The sequence below is a fragment of the Pedobacter sp. UYP30 genome, assembly GCF_040547165.1.
Taxonomy (GTDB): domain Bacteria; phylum Bacteroidota; class Bacteroidia; order Sphingobacteriales; family Sphingobacteriaceae; genus Pedobacter.
The window spans coordinates 87,790-106,873 of sequence record NZ_JBEPPD010000004.1 but is presented as its reverse complement, the minus strand read 5'-3'; the positions used below and the strand labels follow the sequence as shown (position 1 = coordinate 106,873).

Genomic DNA, 19,084 nt, shown 5'->3' with positions numbered 1-19,084 from the left:
GATAAAAAATGTTTTATAAAACACTAGAGTTGATGTTGTGGCTTTTTGTCAAAATTTTGGCAATGGGGCATTTGAGTGCCACATCTTCTAACCTTCGCTTTTGCTCTTCAGTTAAAGTACCCCAACAAGTAACCTCTTCATAAAAAACATCTTCACCATTTTCGTTCTCCATCCGCACATTTACCTCAATTTTCTCTACAGACCAAGCTTTTCTATCTATGTACATTCTTAATGTAATTGCCAAACAACTTCCCAATGCCGATAGTAGTAAGCTAAGTGGGGCAAATCCTTTTTCCTGTCCTCCGAGCTCTAAAGGCTCATCTGCAAGAATTTCCTTAGATCCATCTGTAATAATACAGGTATAATGTTCGTTTTCAATGGTAGCAGTTATCATGGTGCTGTGACAGTTAAATTGGTTAATGCTTCTTTTACCTAGAGAAGCCAAAAGACTTACAAAACATTAGTATGGCTTTTTTGTTAAATATAAAACAAACGTTATGAAATATAGAAAATTGATTGGGAATTGCATGCATAAAAAATCTGATGATAACTTGAAAGTTGCACTTGCATTGGTGGCTGGGATAGCAGTTGGAGCCATAGTTAGTGTGTTGTTTGCACCCAATAAAGGCGAAAATACCAGAGAAAAAATTGCCGATAAGGCCAAAGATCTACAATATGGCATTAAAGACAAATACAATTTGTTGCGCGAAAAAGTATTTGGTGTAGATGCAATAGAGGAAGACATAGAAAATGAGGTTCCCCATTTCGTTCATAAGAACGTTAAAAAAGCAAAATCAGATATTAAAAATGTGGTAGAAGAGACTAAGGAAAAGTTACACGACGCACAAAGTGAGGTTGAAAGTAAAGCCGAGGATGTTAAAGACGAAGTAAAAAAGAATAGCTAAACAATAGTAAACTCTTATTATTTAAGCCGAGAATTTTAATTAATTCTCGGCTTTTTAGTTTGGAAGATTTTCCAATTATTTGGGCGCTTTTACACGCCATCCACTGTATTTTTTGGGGAGAAAAAAACCCAAAAAGATGTCGTTCCTGTCGTTAGCGCTCGCGAGGTGGACATCTTACTTTATAGTGTGAATTTACAAGGTACGGTTTCTATACCGCTAATTTTAGCACCTTACGTAAAAGGCACAAATCGCTTAGCAAAATCGTTTCGAGGAACAGCGTGTCCCCAAACTTCGGTAAAGTAATCTGTTTAAGCACTTAAAACTTATCACGTAAAACGTACAACTCCTAAGATTCTATCGCTTTCCAGATCATATCTTTAAGCTCCGTCAAACCCTTCTCTGCAACAGACGAAATAAATAAACTCGGAACATTGGGCAGGTCCAGTTTCATTTCTGCAGTAAGTTCATCATCTAACATATCGGCCTTGGTTACGGCCAAAAGATGTGGCTTTTGCATCAGCTCTGGATTGTATTTTTCGAGTTCGCCTTTTAAAATTTCGTATTCCTCTTTTATACTACGTTGCGTATCTGCAGGTACCATAAATAGCAAAACAGAATTCCGTTCAATGTGTCTTAAAAAACGATAGCCCAAGCCTTTTCCTTGCGAAGCACCTTCTATAATACCCGGTATATCTGCCATTACAAAAGATCTATTATCGCGATAGCTTACAATACCTAAATTTGGAACAATGGTAGTAAAGGGATAATCGGCAATCTCGGGTTTTGCAGCAGTCACGACAGAAAGCAAGGTAGATTTACCCGCATTCGGAAATCCAACCAAGCCTACATCGGCCAATACTTTTAATTCGAGCACATTCCAAACTTCCTCTCCTGCTTCGCCAGGCTGAGAGTACCTGGGCGTTTGTTGGGTAGGCGTTTTAAAATGCGCATTACCCTGTCCGCCACGACCACCTTTTGTTAATATTTGCGTTTCACCATCATTGGTAATTTCAAAAATAGTTTCGCCTGTTTCTGCATTTTTGGCAATGGTGCCCAAAGGCACTTCCAAAATCTCATCTTTACCTTGCCGACCAGATTTGTGCGAGCTTCCACCTGCCAAACCATCTTCTGCAATAATGTGCTTACGATATTTTAGATGGAGCAAAGTCCAAATGTTGGCACTTCCCTTAACTATAATATGGCCACCGCGCCCACCATCGCCACCATCGGGCCCGCCCATAGCTGTTAATACATCGCGGTGCAAATGCGACGATCCTGCGCCACCCTTTCCTGATCGGCAACAGATTTTAACGTAATCTACAAAATTAGAACCTTGCGACATGTGGAGATTGGAAAAGAATGAGATATTTTTTTTTAAGAAAAGCCTTACTAGAAACTATCAATAACCGCACACAAATCTGTATAAACCGTTTCTATCGGGTTCATGCCGTTAACCTTGGTAAGCTTCCCTTGTTCTTCATAATAAGGCAATACGTGTATTGTTTTTTCGAAATATTCAGAAATACGCTTTTGTAGTTTGTGTGCATCGTCATCTGGCCGACCGCTCGTTTTGTGCCTCTCGGCAATACGTTTGGTAAGTTCTGTTTGATCTACATCTAAGGCGATAACACCATCTACCTTGCTACCCTTGCGCTCTAAGAACAAATCTAGTTCTCTTGCCTGCGGCACGGTACGCGGAAAACCATCAAAAACGAAGCCCTTTGCATCGGGGTTTTTATCTACCTCTTCTTCTAACATAGAGATGGTAATGGCATCTGGAACAAGTTCGCCCTCAGCCATCAGCTTGCTTACCATTAAACCAAGTTCTGTTTCGTTGCTTACGTGCGCTCTAAAAATATCGCCCGTAGAAACATGTATCAATTGGTATTTTTTTATCAGATTTTCAGATTGGGTACCTTTACCCGCCCCCGGAGGGCCAAAGAGGACTAAATTAAGCATCGAACTTGTTTAGGTTTTTTAGTAAAAAAATAAAGCCTTGCCGCCAAGGAGCGACAAGGCTTCATAAAAATGGTGCACTTGTAGGGATTCGAACCCCAAACCTCCTCATCCGTAGTGAGGTGCTCTATCCAGTTGAGCTACAAATGCATCTATTTGGAATCTACTCCAAGTAACTTCTTCTTCTAAAGAAGACCGAATCGCAACATTTTAAAAGTAAAATTTAAGCTGCGCCCCGTGCTAAATGGATTGCAAAAGTAAGCCATGCGATTCGATTTCGCAATTTTTATTTGAAAAAAATTTTTGCGCGTTTCCTTAAGCTTTCAACGTGTCATCAATGGCCTTAAAATTTGGTAAATTCCCTGCATCTTCCAACACTTCTGCATAAGCAATTTTACCTTCTTCATCTACCACAAAAGCTGCTCTTTTAGAAACACCTTTTAATCCAAACACAAATTCTTCATATAAACTGCCATAAGCCCTGGAAACTTCTTTGTTAAAATCAGATAGCAATTGAAACTGATAGCTTTGATCTTGCTTAAACTTTGCCAAAGTAAACGGAGAATCTACAGAGATGCCCAACACTTCTGCGTTTACGCCTTCGTAAAAGCTAAAATTATCTCGCGCAGTGCAAAGTTGCTCGGTGCATGTTCCTGTAAAAGCCATTGGGAAAAAATGAATAATTACTCTCTTTCCACGGAAACTGCTTAAAGAAACTTCAGTAAGTTCCGAATTATAAAGTGTAAAATCTGGGGCGGTATCGCCAATTTGTAGTGCCATGGTTGTTAGATTAGTTATTTTATTGCGAAGATAAAATTTCATTTGGAAATAAGTCTAACGCAATTGTAATTAGTCTTTTCGAGCGATTGAACAAAATCACATCGGCAAACCTACAGAGTCTAAATTAAAATAGGGTTTAATAATACGGTTTTGACCACTCTAGGAGCATCTGTTTTTATGCATATTTCTATTTTCGCGTCTCTTCCTTCACCTTGACGAAAAAATTAACCCTAACTATTTAAAATTTCGCAAGAATACCTTAACTTTGCCATCCAATTTGAGTGGCTTCAAAATCGCTTTGATTCAATGCCTTAATAGATTTACAACAAACAGATATGCCTAACTTAGGAAAAATTGCACAAATTATCGGCCCCGTAGTAGACGTTAGCTTTGCTGATGATGCCCATTTACCCCGCATTTTCGATGCACTAGAGGTAATGAAAGAAAACGGACAAAAAGTAGTTTTAGAGGTTCAACAGCATTTAGGCGAAGACCGCGTAAGGGCAATTGCCATGGATTCTACGGATGGTTTAGTGCGTGGAGCTAAAGTGTTGGATACTGGTTCTGCAATTAAAATGCCTATCGGCGATAAAATTAAAGGTAGATTATTTAACGTAGTTGGTGAAGCTATAGACGGAATTAACAGCGTAGATAATAGCGACGGTAAACCGATCCACGGTTTAGCGCCTAAGTTTGAGGACCTTTCTACAGAAACAGAAGTTCTCTTTACCGGCATCAAAGTAATCGACCTTTTAGCACCATATACTAAAGGTGGTAAAATTGGACTATTCGGGGGTGCGGGTGTTGGCAAGACCGTGTTAATTATGGAGCTTGTAAACAACATTGCAAAAGCTTACGAAGGTTTATCTGTGTTTGCTGGCGTTGGCGAACGTACTCGTGAGGGTAACGATTTGCTGCGTGAATTTATAGAATCTGGCGTTATCAACTATGGCGATGAGTTTTTAGAGTCGATGGAAAAAGGCGGCTGGGATCTTAAAGCTGTAGATACCGCAAAATTAGCTGAAAGTAAAGCTACGTTAGTTTTCGGACAAATGAACGAGCCTCCTGGTGCACGTGCAAGGGTAGCGCTTTCTGGTTTAACCGTAGCAGAATATTTTAGAGATGGCGATGGAGAAGGAGACGGAAAAGACATTCTTTTCTTTATCGATAACATTTTCCGTTTTACACAAGCAGGTGCAGAATTATCTGCATTATTAGGCCGTATGCCTTCTGCGGTAGGTTACCAACCAACATTGGCAACAGAAATGGGCTTAATGCAAGAACGTATCACCTCTACAAAACGAGGATCTATTACTTCTGTACAAGCAGTTTATGTACCTGCAGATGATTTAACTGACCCTGCACCGGCTACAACATTTGCCCACTTAGATGCAACCACTTCACTTTCTCGTAAAATTGCAGAACTTGGTATTTATCCCGCGGTAGATCCGTTAGATTCTACCTCGCGTATTTTAAGTGCCGCTGTTTTGGGCGATGAGCACTACAATTGCGCACAAAACGTTAAAGAAATTCTACAACGTTATAAAGAACTTCAAGACATTATTGCCATTTTAGGTATGGATGAATTGTCTGAAGAGGATAAATTAGTCGTATCTAGAGCGCGCCGCGTGCAACGTTTCTTATCTCAACCATTTTTCGTGGCAGAACAGTTTACTGGCCTAAAAGGGGTATTGGTTGATATTAAAGAAACCATTAAAGGTTTTACCATGATTCTTGACGGTGAAGTGGATGAATATCCAGAAGCTGCATTTAACTTGGTTGGTAGCATTGAAGAAGCTATAGAAAAAGGCAAAAAATTATTGGCAGAAGCTAATTAAGATATGAGACATTAGATATGAGATGTGAGTCGGGGTGCTAATCTCATATCTCATATCTCGTATCTCAAATCTAAAAAAAAATGAATCTAGAAATACTTACACCCGATAAAAAGATATTCGACGGAACGGCCACTTCGGTTACGCTTCCTGGAACACTTGGTTCTTTTCAAATTTTAACAGACCACGCCCCAATTATTTCTACCCTACAAGACGGCGAGGTTGTTGTTAAAACAGGTAAGGCAGAAGAAGAAGTTTTTTTTATAAAAGGTGGAGTTGTAGAAGCACTCCATAATAAAATTGTGGTTTTGGCAGAAGGCATAGGATAAACTTAACCTATTTTATTTTAAAAACCTTTCGGCTTAAATGTAGAAAGGTTTTTTTAGTTAAAACCGGTTATTGGTAGGCAATACGCCTGGCCCGACTTTTCGGGAAAGCAACCTTTAAAACACACGAAATTTCGCTCATAGCCGAGTTAAGTTTGCGCAACCCAAAGTATAAATCAAACAGACTCCCAAATCCGCGAACCTAAAAAATCTAAGCACTCAATAATTTGAGAATGCAAATCAAAGCTCATCTAATATTCGATATAGTTCTGCTCCCCATCTCTTTCGAGGAAAGCAGCGTGGCGAAAACCCAGGTTTCCTACACCGCCTTTGTACCTAGTGCAGACAGTAGCGGGCACGCAGCGCAGCGAAGTAAAGCGGATGGCGGGAACTGCCTTTAATGTTTGCAGACACTTGCGCTCCAAACACTTCCTTTTCATTAAGTTCCAATCAGCTATTGCAAATTTATTAACCTGTTTATTGACTGGTTTATGCGGCAATACCGAACAAACTAAATAGGATTTTTCTGGCATAAAATACAAATAAAAGTCGATCGTCCTGTAGTTTTGCGCAGAAAACAGGATAATTTATAATGCGTGCATTATAAATACCGAATACCGTTTTGATATTCGGTACAAATTAAACAGAATTAAAATCTAAAAAAATTGATTAAATCAAAATAAAACAATTAAAATAGCTGAAAAAATCAATATAAAATTCTAAATCAATTTTTTTTACCTTTTTCTTGTTTGTTTATAGGGCATCAGCTAAATTGGTTTTTGTAAACATTGATGTTATGACCTTGAGTTTAAACAACAGAATTTCTACTTATTCCAACCGCAACGGAAATCTTATTTTCGTCGGACTGCTGCTGGGCTTAAACATTCCACACAAAAAACAGGCGCTATTTAACTAGTTAATAAATTAAGATAAATGAGAGCGTCCCCAAACAGGACGCTTTTTTTTAAATAAAAAATACAAGTAATGGATTATTATAACAGCAATACAATCATCTATTTAGATGGAAAGTTTGAGAAAGCGATAAACTCCACTACAGATCTCTTTGGCCAATCGCTTCATTACGGTTACGGCGCATTTGAGGGAATCAGGTCTTATAAAACGCATAATGGCAGCAGAATTTTCAAGGCGGCAGCCCATTTCGATCGCTTAGAACTTTCTTGTCAATTGGCAAATATTCCATTTCCATGGGATAAAAAAGAACTAATTGATGCCTGTTATCAAATATTGAAGACAAACAAATTAAAAGATGCTTATATCCGTCCGTTGGTTTTTTGTCATCCAAACATGAAACTAAACGAACCTACTGGCAGCTCGATATTCATTTGCGCATGGTCTTGGGATGTTTATTCAGGAAGCAAACTTCTTAAAATGGGATTGTCTGAATTTGAGCGACCCAATCCAAAATCGGTGCCCATGCAGGCAAAGCTATCTGGCAATTATGTAAATTCTATTTTGGCAACTACGGCGGCAAATAAAAATGGATTCGACGAAGCGTTGTTGCTAGACATGCACGGTTTTTTGGCAGAAGCTTCTGGTGCAAATATTTTTACAGAAAAAGACGGCAAGCTAATTACTCCATCTTTGGGAAATATTTTGCCGGGTATTACCAGGGCAACGGTTATAGAACTATGCGGCGTACTCGATATCGCCTATACCGAGCAGAAAATAACTGTTGCTGCGTTAAAAAAAGCAGATAGTGCCTTTTTATGCGGAACGGCAACAGAAATTGCCGGAATAAAATCTATAGACGATTATATTTTCCCACAGAAATGGACCGAAAGCATTGGTTATACGATACAGAAAGCTTATAAAAACCTGGTTTTAGAGAAAGTAAATTATGAGGTGATTATTTAGTAGTGAGTGTCAAGTAGTGAGTAGCGAGAATCTAGTATCAAGATATGATGCTAAAAAAAAAGAGTTAAAAAAATAGAATAGCCTTAACCCCAACCTCAATTAAAATGAGCGAAATTAATAAATACAGTAAAACTTTTACACAAGATCCAACCCAACCTGCAGCCCAAGCCATGCTTTATGGAATCGGTTTAACCGATGCGGATATGAAGAAAGCCCAAGTAGGCATCTGCAGCATGGGCTACGATGGCAATACTTGCAACATGCACCTAAATGACCTTGCAAAGGATATAAAAAAGGGCATTTGGGAAAACGACATGGTTGGCCTTGTTTTTAACACCATTGGGGTAAGCGACGGCATGAGCAATGGTACCGACGGTATGCGTTACTCTTTGGTGAGTAGAGATGTGATTGCCGACAGCATAGAAACCATTTGTGGCGGGCAATATTACGATGGCGTAATTGCCGTGCCCGGTTGTGATAAAAATATGCCTGGTTCTATCATGGCTATGGCACGGTTAAATCGGCCTGCTCTAATGGTATATGGCGGCACTACGGCGCCAGGTCATTATAAAGGTGAGGAATTAAATATTGTTTCTGCATTTGAGGCCTTAGGTCAAAAAATTGCTGGAAACTTATCAGAACAAGATTTTCAGGGAATTATAAAACACACGTGCCCGGGCGCTGGCGCTTGTGGCGGCATGTACACCGCAAACACCATGGCGCTTGCCATCGAAGCGCTTGGTATGAGTCTACCCTACTCTTCTTCTAACCCGGCAGTTAGCGAAGCAAAGAAGAAGGAATGTCTAGCGGCTGGAAAGTACATCAAGATTCTACTAGAGAAAGACATCAAGCCATCGGATATTATGACGCGCAATGCGTTTGAAAATGCCATCCGTGCCATTATTATTTTAGGTGGAAGTACCAATGCGGTGTTGCATTTAATTGCGATGGGGAAATCTGTCGGCGTACCAGTTACTCAAGACGATTTTCAGCGGATGAGTGATGAAACGCCAGTATTGGCAGATTTTAAACCTAGCGGAAAATATTTGATGCAAGACCTGCATCAATACGGTGGTATCCCGGCTGTATTAAAATACTTATTGAATGAAGGTTTATTGCATGGCGATTGTTTAACCGTTACCGGAAAAACGATGGCTGAAAATTTAGCTGATGTAAAATCGATTATTGAGTTCGACCAAGATATCATTCACAAACTTGATAACCCAATAAAAGCGACCGGGCATTTGCAGATTCTTTACGGAAACTTGGCAGAAAAAGGCTCCGTAGCAAAAATTAGCGGAAAAGAAGGTGAAAAATTTGAAGGACCAGCGCGCGTGTTTGATGGTGAACATGACCTCATTGCCGGAATATCTAGCGGCAGGGTAAAACATGGCGATGTAATTGTGATAAAAAACTCAGGACCAATCGGCGCGCCGGGAATGCCAGAAATGTTAAAGCCAACATCCGCAATAATTGGTGCAGGTTTGGGTAAATCGGTCGCCTTAATTACAGATGGCCGTTTCTCGGGCGGAACCCATGGTTTTGTAGTTGGTCACATCACGCCAGAATCTTACAAAGGTGGTTTAATTGGATTGGTGGAAGACGAAGACAGAATTTTAATCGATGCGGTAAAAAACATCATCAAATTAGAAGTTAGCGAAGAAATTATCGCAGAACGCAGAAAGAAATACGTGCAACCCGCATTAAAAGTAACTAAAGGCGTTTTATATAAATATGCCAAAACAGTTTCTGATGCAGCGAGTGGATGTGTAACGGATGAATTTTAGCCCCAACCCCTTAATTCCCTGAAGGGAAAGGAAGACCGAAATTGAACCAGTCACAAATTGTGACCGGATTCGAAGAAACATTAACCTGACTTAAAAAATAAGTTATGCAAATAATTAAAAGTATTCAAAGCAGCATTCACGAAATTCGGGGAGAGAGGGTAATACTTGATTTTGATTTAGCACGCTTATATGAGGTGGAAACAAGGGTTTTAAATCAAGCAGTTAAGCGTAACATTAAGCGTTTTCCTGATGATTTTATGTTCCAATTAACTCAACAAGAGTTGGAAAGTTTAAAACTTCAAATGGGAACACAATTTAAGGACATGTCATCACAAATTGTGATGACATACTCTACCAAACGCCCAAACTCTGCTCTCCCCTACGCCTTTACAGAACAAGGTATTGCGATGCTAAGTGGAGTGCTAAAAAGCGAGATAGCTATAAACATGAATATTGCCATCATGCGGGCTTTTGTTGCTGTGAGGAAAATATTTCTTCAACCTCATGAAGATAATGAGCGATTGAAAGAGCTAAAAGAGCGAATAGAAGAACACGACATCCAGTTAAGCCAATTATATGATGCAATGGATAATTTGTTGGACGAAAAAATCGCTCAAAAAAAGTGGGAGAATAGAGAGAGAATTGGTTTTAAAAAATAAAGAAACACTAAAAAACAGCATAGACATAAACTAAAAAATTATGCAACAAGATATTTTAACTGAAACAGAACAGAGCCCTCTTCAGGGCGTTGGGAGCTTTAAAGGTTCGGGCTCACAAGCGCTGCTTAATGGTCTAATCTCCGAAGGTGTAACCACTATTTTTGGTTATCCCGGTGGCGCAATTATGCCCATTTACGATGCACTTTACGATTATGCCGATAGGTTAGAGCATATTTTGGTTCGCCATGAACAGGGAGGAATCCATGCTGCACAAGGCTTTGCACGTTCTAGCGGCAGAGTGGGCGTGGTGTTTGCAACCAGCGGACCCGGCGCTACAAACTTGGTAACAGGTTTGGCAGATGCACAAATAGATAGTACACCTTTAGTTTGCATCACAGGACAGGTATTTGCGCATTTGTTGGGAACAGATGCCTTCCAAGAGACCGATGTGATAAACATAACCACGCCGGTTACCAAATGGAACTATCAAGTTACCGATGCAAAGGAAATTCCAGAAGTGTTGGCTAAGGCGTTTTATATCGCTAAAAGTGGCAGACCGGGGCCAGTATTGGTAGACATTACCAAAAATGCACAGATTCAATTAGAGGAATTTCCTCCATATCAAAAGTGTACACACATTCGCAGTTATCGGCCAAAACCAAAAGTTAGGCAAGAATTTATAGAAGAGGCCGCAAAGTTGATTAATGCAGCAGAGAAGCCATTTGTGTTGTTCGGTCAAGGCATAGTTTTAGGCAAGGCAGAAGAAGAATTTAAAACTTTTTTAGGGAAAAGTGGTATTCCTGCAGCTTGGACCATTCTTGGCGAAAGCGCAATACCAACAGCTCACCCTTTAAACGTAGGCATGTTAGGCATGCACGGAAATTACGGCCCGAACGTACTTACCAACGAATGTGATGTGTTGATTGCCATTGGGATGCGATTTGATGATCGGGTGACTGGCAGACTAGATAAATACGCCAGACAAGCCAAGATAATCCACTTAGACATCGACCCCGCAGAAATAGATAAAAATGTAAAAGCCGATGTTGGCGTTTGGGGCGATTGCAAAGAAACGCTTCCATTATTAACTCAGCTTCTTGATAAGAAAACACACGAGGATTGGCTGGCCAAGTTTAGAGACTATAATCAACAAGAAATAGACCAAGTAATTACGCCAGAGCTTTATCCTACAGGAGACGAAATGACCATGGGCGAAGTTTTGCGGAACATAAACGAAATTACAGGAGGCGATGCAATTATCGTTACCGATGTTGGTCAGCACCAAATGGTAGCTTGTAGATATGCAAAATTTAACCAAACGCGCAGCAACATTACTTCTGGTGGATTAGGAACTATGGGATTTGGTTTGCCGGCAGCAATAGGAGCAAAATACGGCGCGCCAGATAGAACGGTTATTGCCATTATTGGCGATGGTGGTTTCCAAATGACCCCACAAGAATTGGGTACCATTATGCAATTTGGCGCAGAAGTGAAAATAATAATTTTGAACAACCGATTTTTGGGCATGGTTCGCCAATGGCAACAACTCTTTAATGATAAGCGTTATTCATTTGTGAACATTACAAGTCCAGATTTTGTGGCCTTGGCAAAAGCTTACCATATAGATGCGCAATTGGTTGAACAACGCGAGCAATTACGCAGCGCGCTAGAAACGATGATCAGCCACAAAGGTTCTTACCTGTTAGAGATTATGGTAGGAAGAGAAAACAACGTTTTCCCTATGGTGCCACAGGGAATGAGCGTGAGTGAGATACGTTTAAAGTAGATTTGAGAAGTGAGACATTAGATTTGAGACTGTAAGCCCAGAAAACCTTTTATGTCAAAGGACGGGTTTTACAGTATAGAGTTTAAGAACGACTAACCTACCAACGAAAAACGTCAAACGAACAACGATAAACGATTAAACGAACAACGACGAAACACCAATGGAAGATACCATTAAATATACACCAGCCGAAAAAGATCTTGACGAAAAGCAGGATTACAACATTATTGTTTACGCAGAAAACCGGATAGGTTTGCTAAACAGGATTGCAATTATTTTTTCTAAAAGAAAAATAAATATTGAAAGCCTTAACACATCACCATCAGAAATTGATGGCATACACCGTTTTAACATCGTTATTCAAGAGAGTTACGAGGTAGTGAGAAAGCTTGCTAGGCAGATAGAAAAGCAGATAGAAGTATTGAAAGTTTACTTTAACACCAACGATGAAATTATTTGGCAAGAACTTGCTTTATATAAGGTGTCTACTGATGAGGTTGCCGAGAAAGTAACTGTAGAACGATTGCTTAGACAATATGGAGCAAGTGCCGTAGTGATAAGAAAAGATTACACGGTTTTTGCCGTAACCGGCCACAGAGAAGAAACAGATGCTTTAGTAAAAGCTTTAGAACCTTATGAGTTGATAGAGTTTGTGCGGAGTGCCCGCGTTGCCATTATAAAAGATAGCGCTGGTTTCCATGAAAAGCTAAAAGAATTTGAAGCAGACGAACCTGGCGAAGAGTTGGTAGAAAACGAGTTTCTGGAAAAAGGAAGCAAAATATTTACCATGTAGAATAAAGGCGAAAGCTGAAAACATAAAATAAGAGAGAGCAATGCAACAAATGAAAGAAATATTTGAATTTATAACAAATGCTCGCGAGGCATTTATTCGAGCAATAGATACGTTAAGCAACGAGCAATTAAATAAAATTCCAGAGGGTTATAACAACAACATCATCTGGAACTTCGGCCATATTGTGGTAACGACACAAGCGCTTTGCTATGTTCGCACGGGAGTACTGCCAGATGGAAGCTCGATAAAATATAACGACTTTTATAAAAAAGACACCCGCCCTACCTACACCGTTAGCGCAGAAGAAGTAGCCGAATTGAAAACAATGGCTTTAGAAAGTGTTGAGAAGATAAAAGAAGATTACGATAATGGATTATTCTCGAATATGATTCCATTTGCAACAGCAACCTATGGCGCACAAATAAACAGCGTAGAGGAAACAATAATCACAACCATTGGCCACGATAACATGCATTTTGGTTATGCTTTGGCTTTAAAAAAGTTGCTAGTATAATTTGAGGGAAAGGAAATTTACTTTGTTGTACTGTCCCCAGTAAAATAAACCCGATTGAAATGAAAATCCTTTTACTTCCCCAAACCCCAAAGGGGCTTTTTGGGGAGTAAAAGATTGAAATGAAAAGCGGGACTTGAGAACAACAGAGCTACTTGCTTTCGTTTTCGAAGAAGAAGAATAAATTAAAAATAAAGAAACATAAACAGGCTGCGTTCGTCCTAATCATGGGATTCAACACAGCAAAAACAAATAGAAAAAATGTCGAATTACTTTAACACATTACCACTTAGAGAAAAATTAGATCAACTGGGCGTTTGCGAATTTATGAGCAACGACGAATTTTTGGATGGCGTTAGCGCGCTGAAAGGAAAGAAATTGGTTATTGTTGGCTGCGGTGCGCAAGGATTAAATCAAGGTTTAAACTTACGAGATAGCGGTTTAGATGTTTCTTACGCATTAAGAAAAGAAGCCATTGAAGCAAAACGCGACTCTTGGAAAAACGCGACGGATAACAATTTTAAGGTAGGCAGTTTCGAAGAACTAATTCCCGAAGCAGATGTGGTAATTAACCTTACGCCAGATAAGCAGCACACGCAGGTGGTAAAAACCATTATGCCATTAATGAAACAAGGTGCTACACTTTCTTACTCACATGGTTTTAACATTGTAGAAGAAGGCATGCAGATTCGCGAAGATATTACTGTAATTATGGTAGCGCCAAAGTGCCCAGGTAGCGAAGTGCGGGCAGAATATGTGCGCGGTTTTGGTGTGCCAACACTTATAGCGGTACACCCAGAAAACGATCCAGAAGGAAAGGGTTTCGATCAAGCAAAAGCGTATGCAGTTGGCACCGGCGGACACAAAGCTGGTGTATTAAATTCATCCTTTGTGGCGGAGGTTAAATCTGACTTAATGGGCGAACAAACCATTCTATGTGGATTGCTTCAAACAGGATCTATTCTTTCTTTTGATAAAATGGTGGAGAAGGGAGTTGATGCTGGCTACGCTTCCAAATTGGTTCAATATGGTGTTGAAGTAATTACAGAGGCATTAAAACAAGGTGGTATTACCGCCATGATGGATCGTTTAAGCAATCCTGCTAAGATTAAGGCTTTTGAGATTTCTGAAGAGTTAAAAGACATTATGCGTCCGCTTTTTCAGAAGCACCAAGACGACATTATGAGCGGCGAATTTAGCAAAACCATGATGGAAGACTGGGCAAATGGCGATAAAAACTTATTGAAATGGCGTGCAGAAACTGGCGAAACAGCCTTCGAAAAAACACCTGCTGGCGATGTGAAAATTAGCGAGCAAGAATATTTCGATAATTATACGTTAATGGTTGCTTTTATTAGAGCAGGCGTAGAATTGGCTTTCGAAACGATGGTACACGCAGGCATCAAACCAGAATCGGCTTATTACGAGTCGTTGCACGAAACGCCATTAATTGCAAATACCATTGCACGTAAAAAATTGTTCGAAATGAACAGGGTAATTTCTGACACCGCAGAATATGGTTGCTATCTGTTCGACCAAGCTTGCAAGCCACTTTTAGCCGACTTTATGAAAAAAGTTGATACTGATTTGGTTGGCAAAAACTTTAACGATGGAAAAGATGCTGGCGTAGACAACAGAAAATTGATTGATGTAAATGATGCTATTCGCTCACATCAAGTAGAAAAAGTAGGTGCTAAATTGCGCAAAGCGATGACCGCGATGAAGGCGATTAAGACAGCCTAGAATAAAAAACTGTTATCCTGAGCTTGTCGAAGGGATTTTTTTTATTCATTAAAAAGTCTTCGACAAGCTCAGACTGACACTAATTAGAAATAAACGAAATGTCAAAAACATTAGTAGAAAAAATTTGGGATGCCCATGTAGTTAAAAGTGAGGAAGGCTTTCCAGATATCTTATATATAGATACGCACTTGATACATGAAGTAACTTCGCCGCAAGCATTTGATGGTTTGCGTAAAAGGGGCTTACCTGTATTTCGGCCAAAGCAAACCGTTGCCACCGCCGACCATAATGTGCCAACGTTAGATCAGTTACTACCTATTAAAGAAGAGCTTTCTAGGTATCAGGTAGATATGTTGACCAAAAATTGTGCAGAATTTGGAATTGAGTTGTACGGCCTTGGGCATCCATTTCAAGGAATTGTGCATGTAATTGGCCCCGAGTTGGGAATTACCCTACCGGGAAAAACCATGGTTTGCGGAGATAGCCACACCTCTACCCACGGAGCTTTCGGCGCCATTGCTTTTGGCATCGGTACGTCTCAAGTAGAGCAGGTTTTTGCTACGCAATGCTTATTGCAGCAAAAACCTAAGACCATGAAAATTGAGGTGAACGGGAAATTGAGCAAAGGGGTTTCGGCAAAAGACATAATCCTTTACATCATTGCCAAAATATCTGCCGCTGGCGGTACTGGTTATTTTATAGAGTATGCTGGCGAAGCAATTGAAGAATTGAGCATGGAAGCGCGGATGACCATTTGCAACATGAGCATAGAAATGGGCGCAAGAGGCGGATTAATCGCCCCAGACCAAACCACATTCGATTACATTAAAGGCAGAGAATTTGCCCCTGCGGGCGAGGATTGGGATAAAAACTTAGCGTATTGGGAAACTTTGTACAGCGATGCCGATGCAAAATTTGATAAAGTATTGATTTTCGATGCAGCAGATATAACCCCGATGATTACCTATGGAACCAATCCAGGTATGGGCATGGGAATAAGAGAAAACATTCCATCAACTGCATCGCAACCAGAAAAAGAAAAACTTTCTTATCAAAAAGCCCTAAATTATATGGGTTTTGAAGACGGTTCTGCATTAATTGGCAAACCAATAGATTATGTTTTTATAGGTAGTTGTACAAACTCTCGTATTGAAGATTTAAGAGAAGTTGCCGAGTTTGTTACAGGTAAACATAAAGCAGATAATGTAACAGTTTGGATTGTACCAGGCTCTAAACAGGTAGAACAACAAGCAAAAAAAGAAGGATTAGATAAAATTTTCGAAGCTGCAGGTTTTCAATTGCGCGAACCGGGCTGTAGTGCCTGTTTGGGAATGAACGAAGATAAAATTCCGGCAGGAAAATATTGCGTTTCTACTTCAAACAGAAATTTTGAAGGCAGACAGGGACAAAATGCAAGAACATTATTGGCTAGTCCGCTAACAGCCGCCGCCGCAGCAGTTACTGGAAAAATTACGGATGTTAGAGAGTTAAAAGTTGAAAGTTAAAAGTTACGGGTTAAAGCGCCGATTCTACCGACCGAAAAACCGTGATTTCGAAGAAAGAAGCAATCTGAAAAAAGGGGAAAAATGGTTTTAGAAGTAGCAACATTAAATATAAAAACTGGTTTAGCCCCCGATTTTGAAAAAGCTTTTAACCAGGCGCAAAAAATCATCTCTAAAATGGAGGGATATATTTCGCATGAGTTAAAAAGATGTATTGAAGACACTAATAAATATTTACTATTAGTACGTTGGAAAACCTTGGAAGCCCACACGGACGGCTTTAGAAATTCAGCAGAATACCAAGATTGGAAAAAATTACTCCATCATTTTTACGAGCCTTTTCCAACGGTTGAACATTATGTAGAAACGGTGAAAGGTTTAGGGTTTAGGGTTTAGGGTTTAGGAAAAACAACCCTTTAAGCCAACGAATTACATAAAATTCGGCGAATATTAATTCGCATTAAAAAATAAAGGTATGAAAAAGTTTAGCACATTAACATCGGCCGTAGTGCCCTTAAATATAGAAAACATAGACACCGACCAAATTATTCCGGCAAGGTTTCTAAAAGCCACAACTCGCGAGGGTTTTGGCGAAAACCTTTTCCGCGATTGGCGCTATAACAACGACAATTCGCCGAAGGTAGATTTTGTGTTAAATGACCCAACTTACAGCGGAAGAATTTTGGTTGCTGGAAAAAACTTTGGTTGTGGTAGTAGCAGAGAACATGCTGCTTGGGCCATTCAAGATGCTGGTTTTGATGCGGTGATCAGCAGTTTTTTTGCCGATATCTTTAAAGGAAATGCACTAAACAACGGCCTATTGCCCATTCAGGTAACAGAAGATTTTTTAAAAAAAATATTTGAAGCGGTAAACAACAACCCAAAAACTCAATTAAAAATCGATTTAGAAAACCAAAGTGTTAAACTTGACGGGCAAGTCCTCCCTACTGGGGAGGATTTAGGTGGGGCAGAATCGTTTGAAATTAATCCTTACAAAAAATCTTGTTTGATTAATGGGTACGATGATATAGACTTTATATTGAATCAAAAAGATTTGATACAAACTTACGAGGCTCAGCATTAGAACTACCATAAAAAAAACAGTTAAAAAATGAATTCTATTTTCGTCGATATACAACACTTAAACCTAAGTTACCAGCAACAGCTGGTGCTACGGGATTTGAGCTGGACAATAAATCGCGGAGAAAATTGGGTTCTTACAGGCATCAGCGGAAGCGGAAAAACAACTTTGGCCAGAACAATTGTTAGTAAGGCAAATGAATGTGAGGAAGTAAAAATACATTTCGATTTAAACTCCAAAAATCCCGCGAAAGCGCTATTTGTAGAAAGCTGGTACCAATTTAAAAATTTAGAAGGCGTTGCCAATTTTTATTATCAACAGCGCTATACCAGCAACCAAACAAAAGAAATCTCTACCGTTCATGCAGAATTGTTGAGCTACGGAAAAGAAAACAAACTCCATTTCGATCAAGTAGAACCCATTTTAGAAGCATTGGGATTTTCTACTTTTGCAAGTTCTCAATTGATAGAATTATCGAGCGGCGAACATAAAAAATTGCAATTGGTAAAAGCTTTGTGGCTAAAACCTCAATTGCTTATCATAGACCAACCTTATACAGGGTTGGATGCCTTAAGCAGAAAAAACCTAAATGTCTTGCTAGAAGAAGTTGCGAAAGAAGGTGTGCAATTGATGTTGATTAGCAACGACAATAAATTACCAAACTCAATAAGCCACTTTGCAGAAATTAAAGAAGGTAAATTGGTAGAAGTTGATTCTGTGCGAACCTTCTCTCAAACTGCTAAAAAAAGATTGGGTGAAATTCCAGTTTTTTTGAAACAGCCCCCAGTTTATACCTCAAAAAACATTGTAGAAATGGTTGATGTAAACATAAGCTATGGGGAAAAGCAAGTCTTGAAAAATGTGAACTGGAAAGTAGAAGCTGGTGAAAAATGGCTTTTGCAGGGACATAATGGCTCTGGCAAATCGACCTTATTGAGCCTGATAAGTGGCGACCATCCGCAATCTTATGCGAACCAACTTTTTCTATTCGGCAGCAAAAGAGGAAGCGGAGAAAGTGTTTGGGACATTAAACAACATTTAGGTTTAATTTCTCCAGAATTTCATTGGTATTTCGATGGAACTGCCACCGTTTGGGAAAGTGTTGCTTCTGGCTTTTACGATAGTGTTGGCCTGTTTCAGCAATTACCGTATTCAAAAAAAATGCAGGTTGACGAACTGCTGGAATATTTAACATTGACGGAACACAAAAATAAACCGCTCAGCTCACTCCCTCTAGGCAAACAACGCTTGGTTTTATTGGCAAGAACAATCATTAAGAATCCAGAATTGTTAATTTTAGATGAGCCCTGCCAAGGTTTAGATGTTCAGCAAACCCAAGATTTTAATCAGTTGGTTGATGAATTATGTGGCAACGGAATGACCCTAATTTATGTAGGTCATTTTGAAACAGCTTTACCGAGTTGTATTGAAAAAAGAATAGTGTTAAAAAATGGCGAAGTAACATCCATCGAAAATATATTAGAGAGCGTTGAGAACGTTGAGAACGTTGAGAACGTTGAAAGTGTTGAGACCGTATAAGTTTTA

The 19,084-nt window shown here is 39.6% G+C and carries 19 protein-coding genes and 1 tRNA gene; 14 read left to right on the top strand and 6 right to left on the bottom strand.

What is annotated here, in order from left to right; translation table 11 throughout:
* Positions 1-13: 13 nt before the first annotated feature.
* A complete protein-coding gene (locus tag ABIB40_RS06510) occupies positions 14-394 on the bottom strand; it encodes an OsmC family protein (RefSeq protein ID WP_354357208.1) in 381 nt (126 codons plus the stop codon).
* A gap of 103 nt (positions 395-497) precedes the next feature.
* Between ABIB40_RS06510 and ABIB40_RS06505 the strand changes: the two genes are divergently transcribed.
* Positions 498-905 (top strand): YtxH domain-containing protein, encoded by a 408-nt coding sequence (locus ABIB40_RS06505; protein WP_354357206.1) that lies wholly within the window; start codon positions 498-500, stop codon positions 903-905.
* 346 nt (positions 906-1,251) lie between these two features.
* On the opposite strand, the gene obgE is transcribed toward ABIB40_RS06505, so the two are convergent.
* The 4 genes from obgE to ABIB40_RS06485 form a co-directional block, all read right to left on the bottom strand.
* Complete coding sequence (gene obgE / locus ABIB40_RS06500; protein ID WP_354357204.1) at positions 1,252-2,247, bottom strand: GTPase ObgE; 996 nt, start codon at positions 2,245-2,247, stop codon at positions 1,252-1,254.
* A 47-nt stretch (positions 2,248-2,294) separates the two neighbouring features.
* Entirely contained in the window at positions 2,295-2,864 is a 570-nt protein-coding gene (locus ABIB40_RS06495; protein ID WP_354357202.1) for an adenylate kinase, read from the bottom strand.
* Between the two features lie 70 nt (positions 2,865-2,934).
* A tRNA-Arg gene (locus ABIB40_RS06490) sits at positions 2,935-3,011 on the bottom strand.
* A 165-nt stretch (positions 3,012-3,176) separates the two neighbouring features.
* The gene (locus ABIB40_RS06485; protein ID WP_354357200.1) at positions 3,177-3,641 is read right to left on the bottom strand and encodes a redoxin domain-containing protein; all 465 of its coding nucleotides are present in this window, start codon (positions 3,639-3,641) and stop codon (positions 3,177-3,179) included.
* Between the two features lie 335 nt (positions 3,642-3,976).
* Here ABIB40_RS06485 and atpD point away from each other — a divergent pair, with 335 nt between their 5' ends.
* Positions 3,977-5,479 carry a F0F1 ATP synthase subunit beta gene (gene atpD / locus ABIB40_RS06480; RefSeq protein WP_354357198.1) on the top strand — a complete coding sequence of 501 codons (1,503 nt, stop codon included), beginning with the start codon at positions 3,977-3,979 and terminating at the stop codon, positions 5,477-5,479.
* Positions 5,480-5,559: 80 nt separating this feature from the next.
* Positions 5,560-5,805, top strand: coding sequence for an ATP synthase F1 subunit epsilon (atpC, locus tag ABIB40_RS06475; RefSeq protein ID WP_354357196.1), 246 nt, complete (start codon positions 5,560-5,562; stop codon positions 5,803-5,805).
* A gap of 248 nt (positions 5,806-6,053) precedes the next feature.
* On the opposite strand, the gene ABIB40_RS06470 is transcribed toward atpC, so the two are convergent.
* On the bottom strand, positions 6,054-6,335 hold the full coding sequence (locus tag ABIB40_RS06470) for a hypothetical protein (RefSeq protein ID WP_354357194.1): 282 nt from the start codon (positions 6,333-6,335) through the stop codon (positions 6,054-6,056).
* Between the two features lie 451 nt (positions 6,336-6,786).
* Here ABIB40_RS06470 and ilvE point away from each other — a divergent pair, with 451 nt between their 5' ends.
* From ilvE to ABIB40_RS06415, 11 genes are all read left to right on the top strand, one after another.
* The gene (gene ilvE / locus ABIB40_RS06465; RefSeq protein ID WP_354357192.1) at positions 6,787-7,677 is read left to right on the top strand and encodes a branched-chain-amino-acid transaminase; all 891 of its coding nucleotides are present in this window, start codon (positions 6,787-6,789) and stop codon (positions 7,675-7,677) included.
* A 104-nt stretch (positions 7,678-7,781) separates the two neighbouring features.
* Complete coding sequence (gene ilvD / locus ABIB40_RS06460; protein ID WP_354357190.1) at positions 7,782-9,464, top strand: dihydroxy-acid dehydratase; 1,683 nt, start codon at positions 7,782-7,784, stop codon at positions 9,462-9,464.
* A 104-nt stretch (positions 9,465-9,568) separates the two neighbouring features.
* Positions 9,569-10,123 carry an ORF6N domain-containing protein gene (locus ABIB40_RS06455; protein ID WP_354357188.1) on the top strand — a complete coding sequence of 185 codons (555 nt, stop codon included), beginning with the start codon at positions 9,569-9,571 and terminating at the stop codon, positions 10,121-10,123.
* Positions 10,124-10,163: 40 nt separating this feature from the next.
* A complete protein-coding gene (gene ilvB, locus ABIB40_RS06450) occupies positions 10,164-11,909 on the top strand; it encodes a biosynthetic-type acetolactate synthase large subunit (RefSeq protein ID WP_354357186.1) in 1,746 nt (581 codons plus the stop codon).
* A gap of 160 nt (positions 11,910-12,069) precedes the next feature.
* Entirely contained in the window at positions 12,070-12,702 is a 633-nt protein-coding gene (gene ilvN, locus ABIB40_RS06445; RefSeq protein WP_354357184.1) for an acetolactate synthase small subunit, read from the top strand.
* 49 nt (positions 12,703-12,751) lie between these two features.
* A complete protein-coding gene (locus tag ABIB40_RS06440) occupies positions 12,752-13,216 on the top strand; it encodes a DinB family protein (RefSeq protein ID WP_354357182.1) in 465 nt (154 codons plus the stop codon).
* Positions 13,217-13,474: 258 nt separating this feature from the next.
* Positions 13,475-14,956: a ketol-acid reductoisomerase gene (gene ilvC / locus ABIB40_RS06435; RefSeq protein WP_354357180.1), complete on the top strand. Its 1,482-nt coding sequence runs from the start codon at positions 13,475-13,477 to the stop codon at positions 14,954-14,956.
* Positions 14,957-15,054: 98 nt separating this feature from the next.
* A complete protein-coding gene (gene leuC, locus ABIB40_RS06430; protein ID WP_354357178.1) occupies positions 15,055-16,461 on the top strand; it encodes a 3-isopropylmalate dehydratase large subunit in 1,407 nt (468 codons plus the stop codon).
* 81 nt (positions 16,462-16,542) lie between these two features.
* The gene (locus ABIB40_RS06425; protein WP_354357176.1) at positions 16,543-16,854 is read left to right on the top strand and encodes an antibiotic biosynthesis monooxygenase family protein; all 312 of its coding nucleotides are present in this window, start codon (positions 16,543-16,545) and stop codon (positions 16,852-16,854) included.
* A gap of 79 nt (positions 16,855-16,933) precedes the next feature.
* On the top strand, positions 16,934-17,542 hold the full coding sequence (gene leuD, locus ABIB40_RS06420) for a 3-isopropylmalate dehydratase small subunit (protein WP_354357174.1): 609 nt from the start codon (positions 16,934-16,936) through the stop codon (positions 17,540-17,542).
* Positions 17,543-17,569: 27 nt separating this feature from the next.
* On the top strand, positions 17,570-19,078 hold the full coding sequence (locus tag ABIB40_RS06415) for an ATP-binding cassette domain-containing protein (protein ID WP_354357172.1): 1,509 nt from the start codon (positions 17,570-17,572) through the stop codon (positions 19,076-19,078).
* The last annotated feature ends 6 nt before the right edge of the window (positions 19,079-19,084 follow it).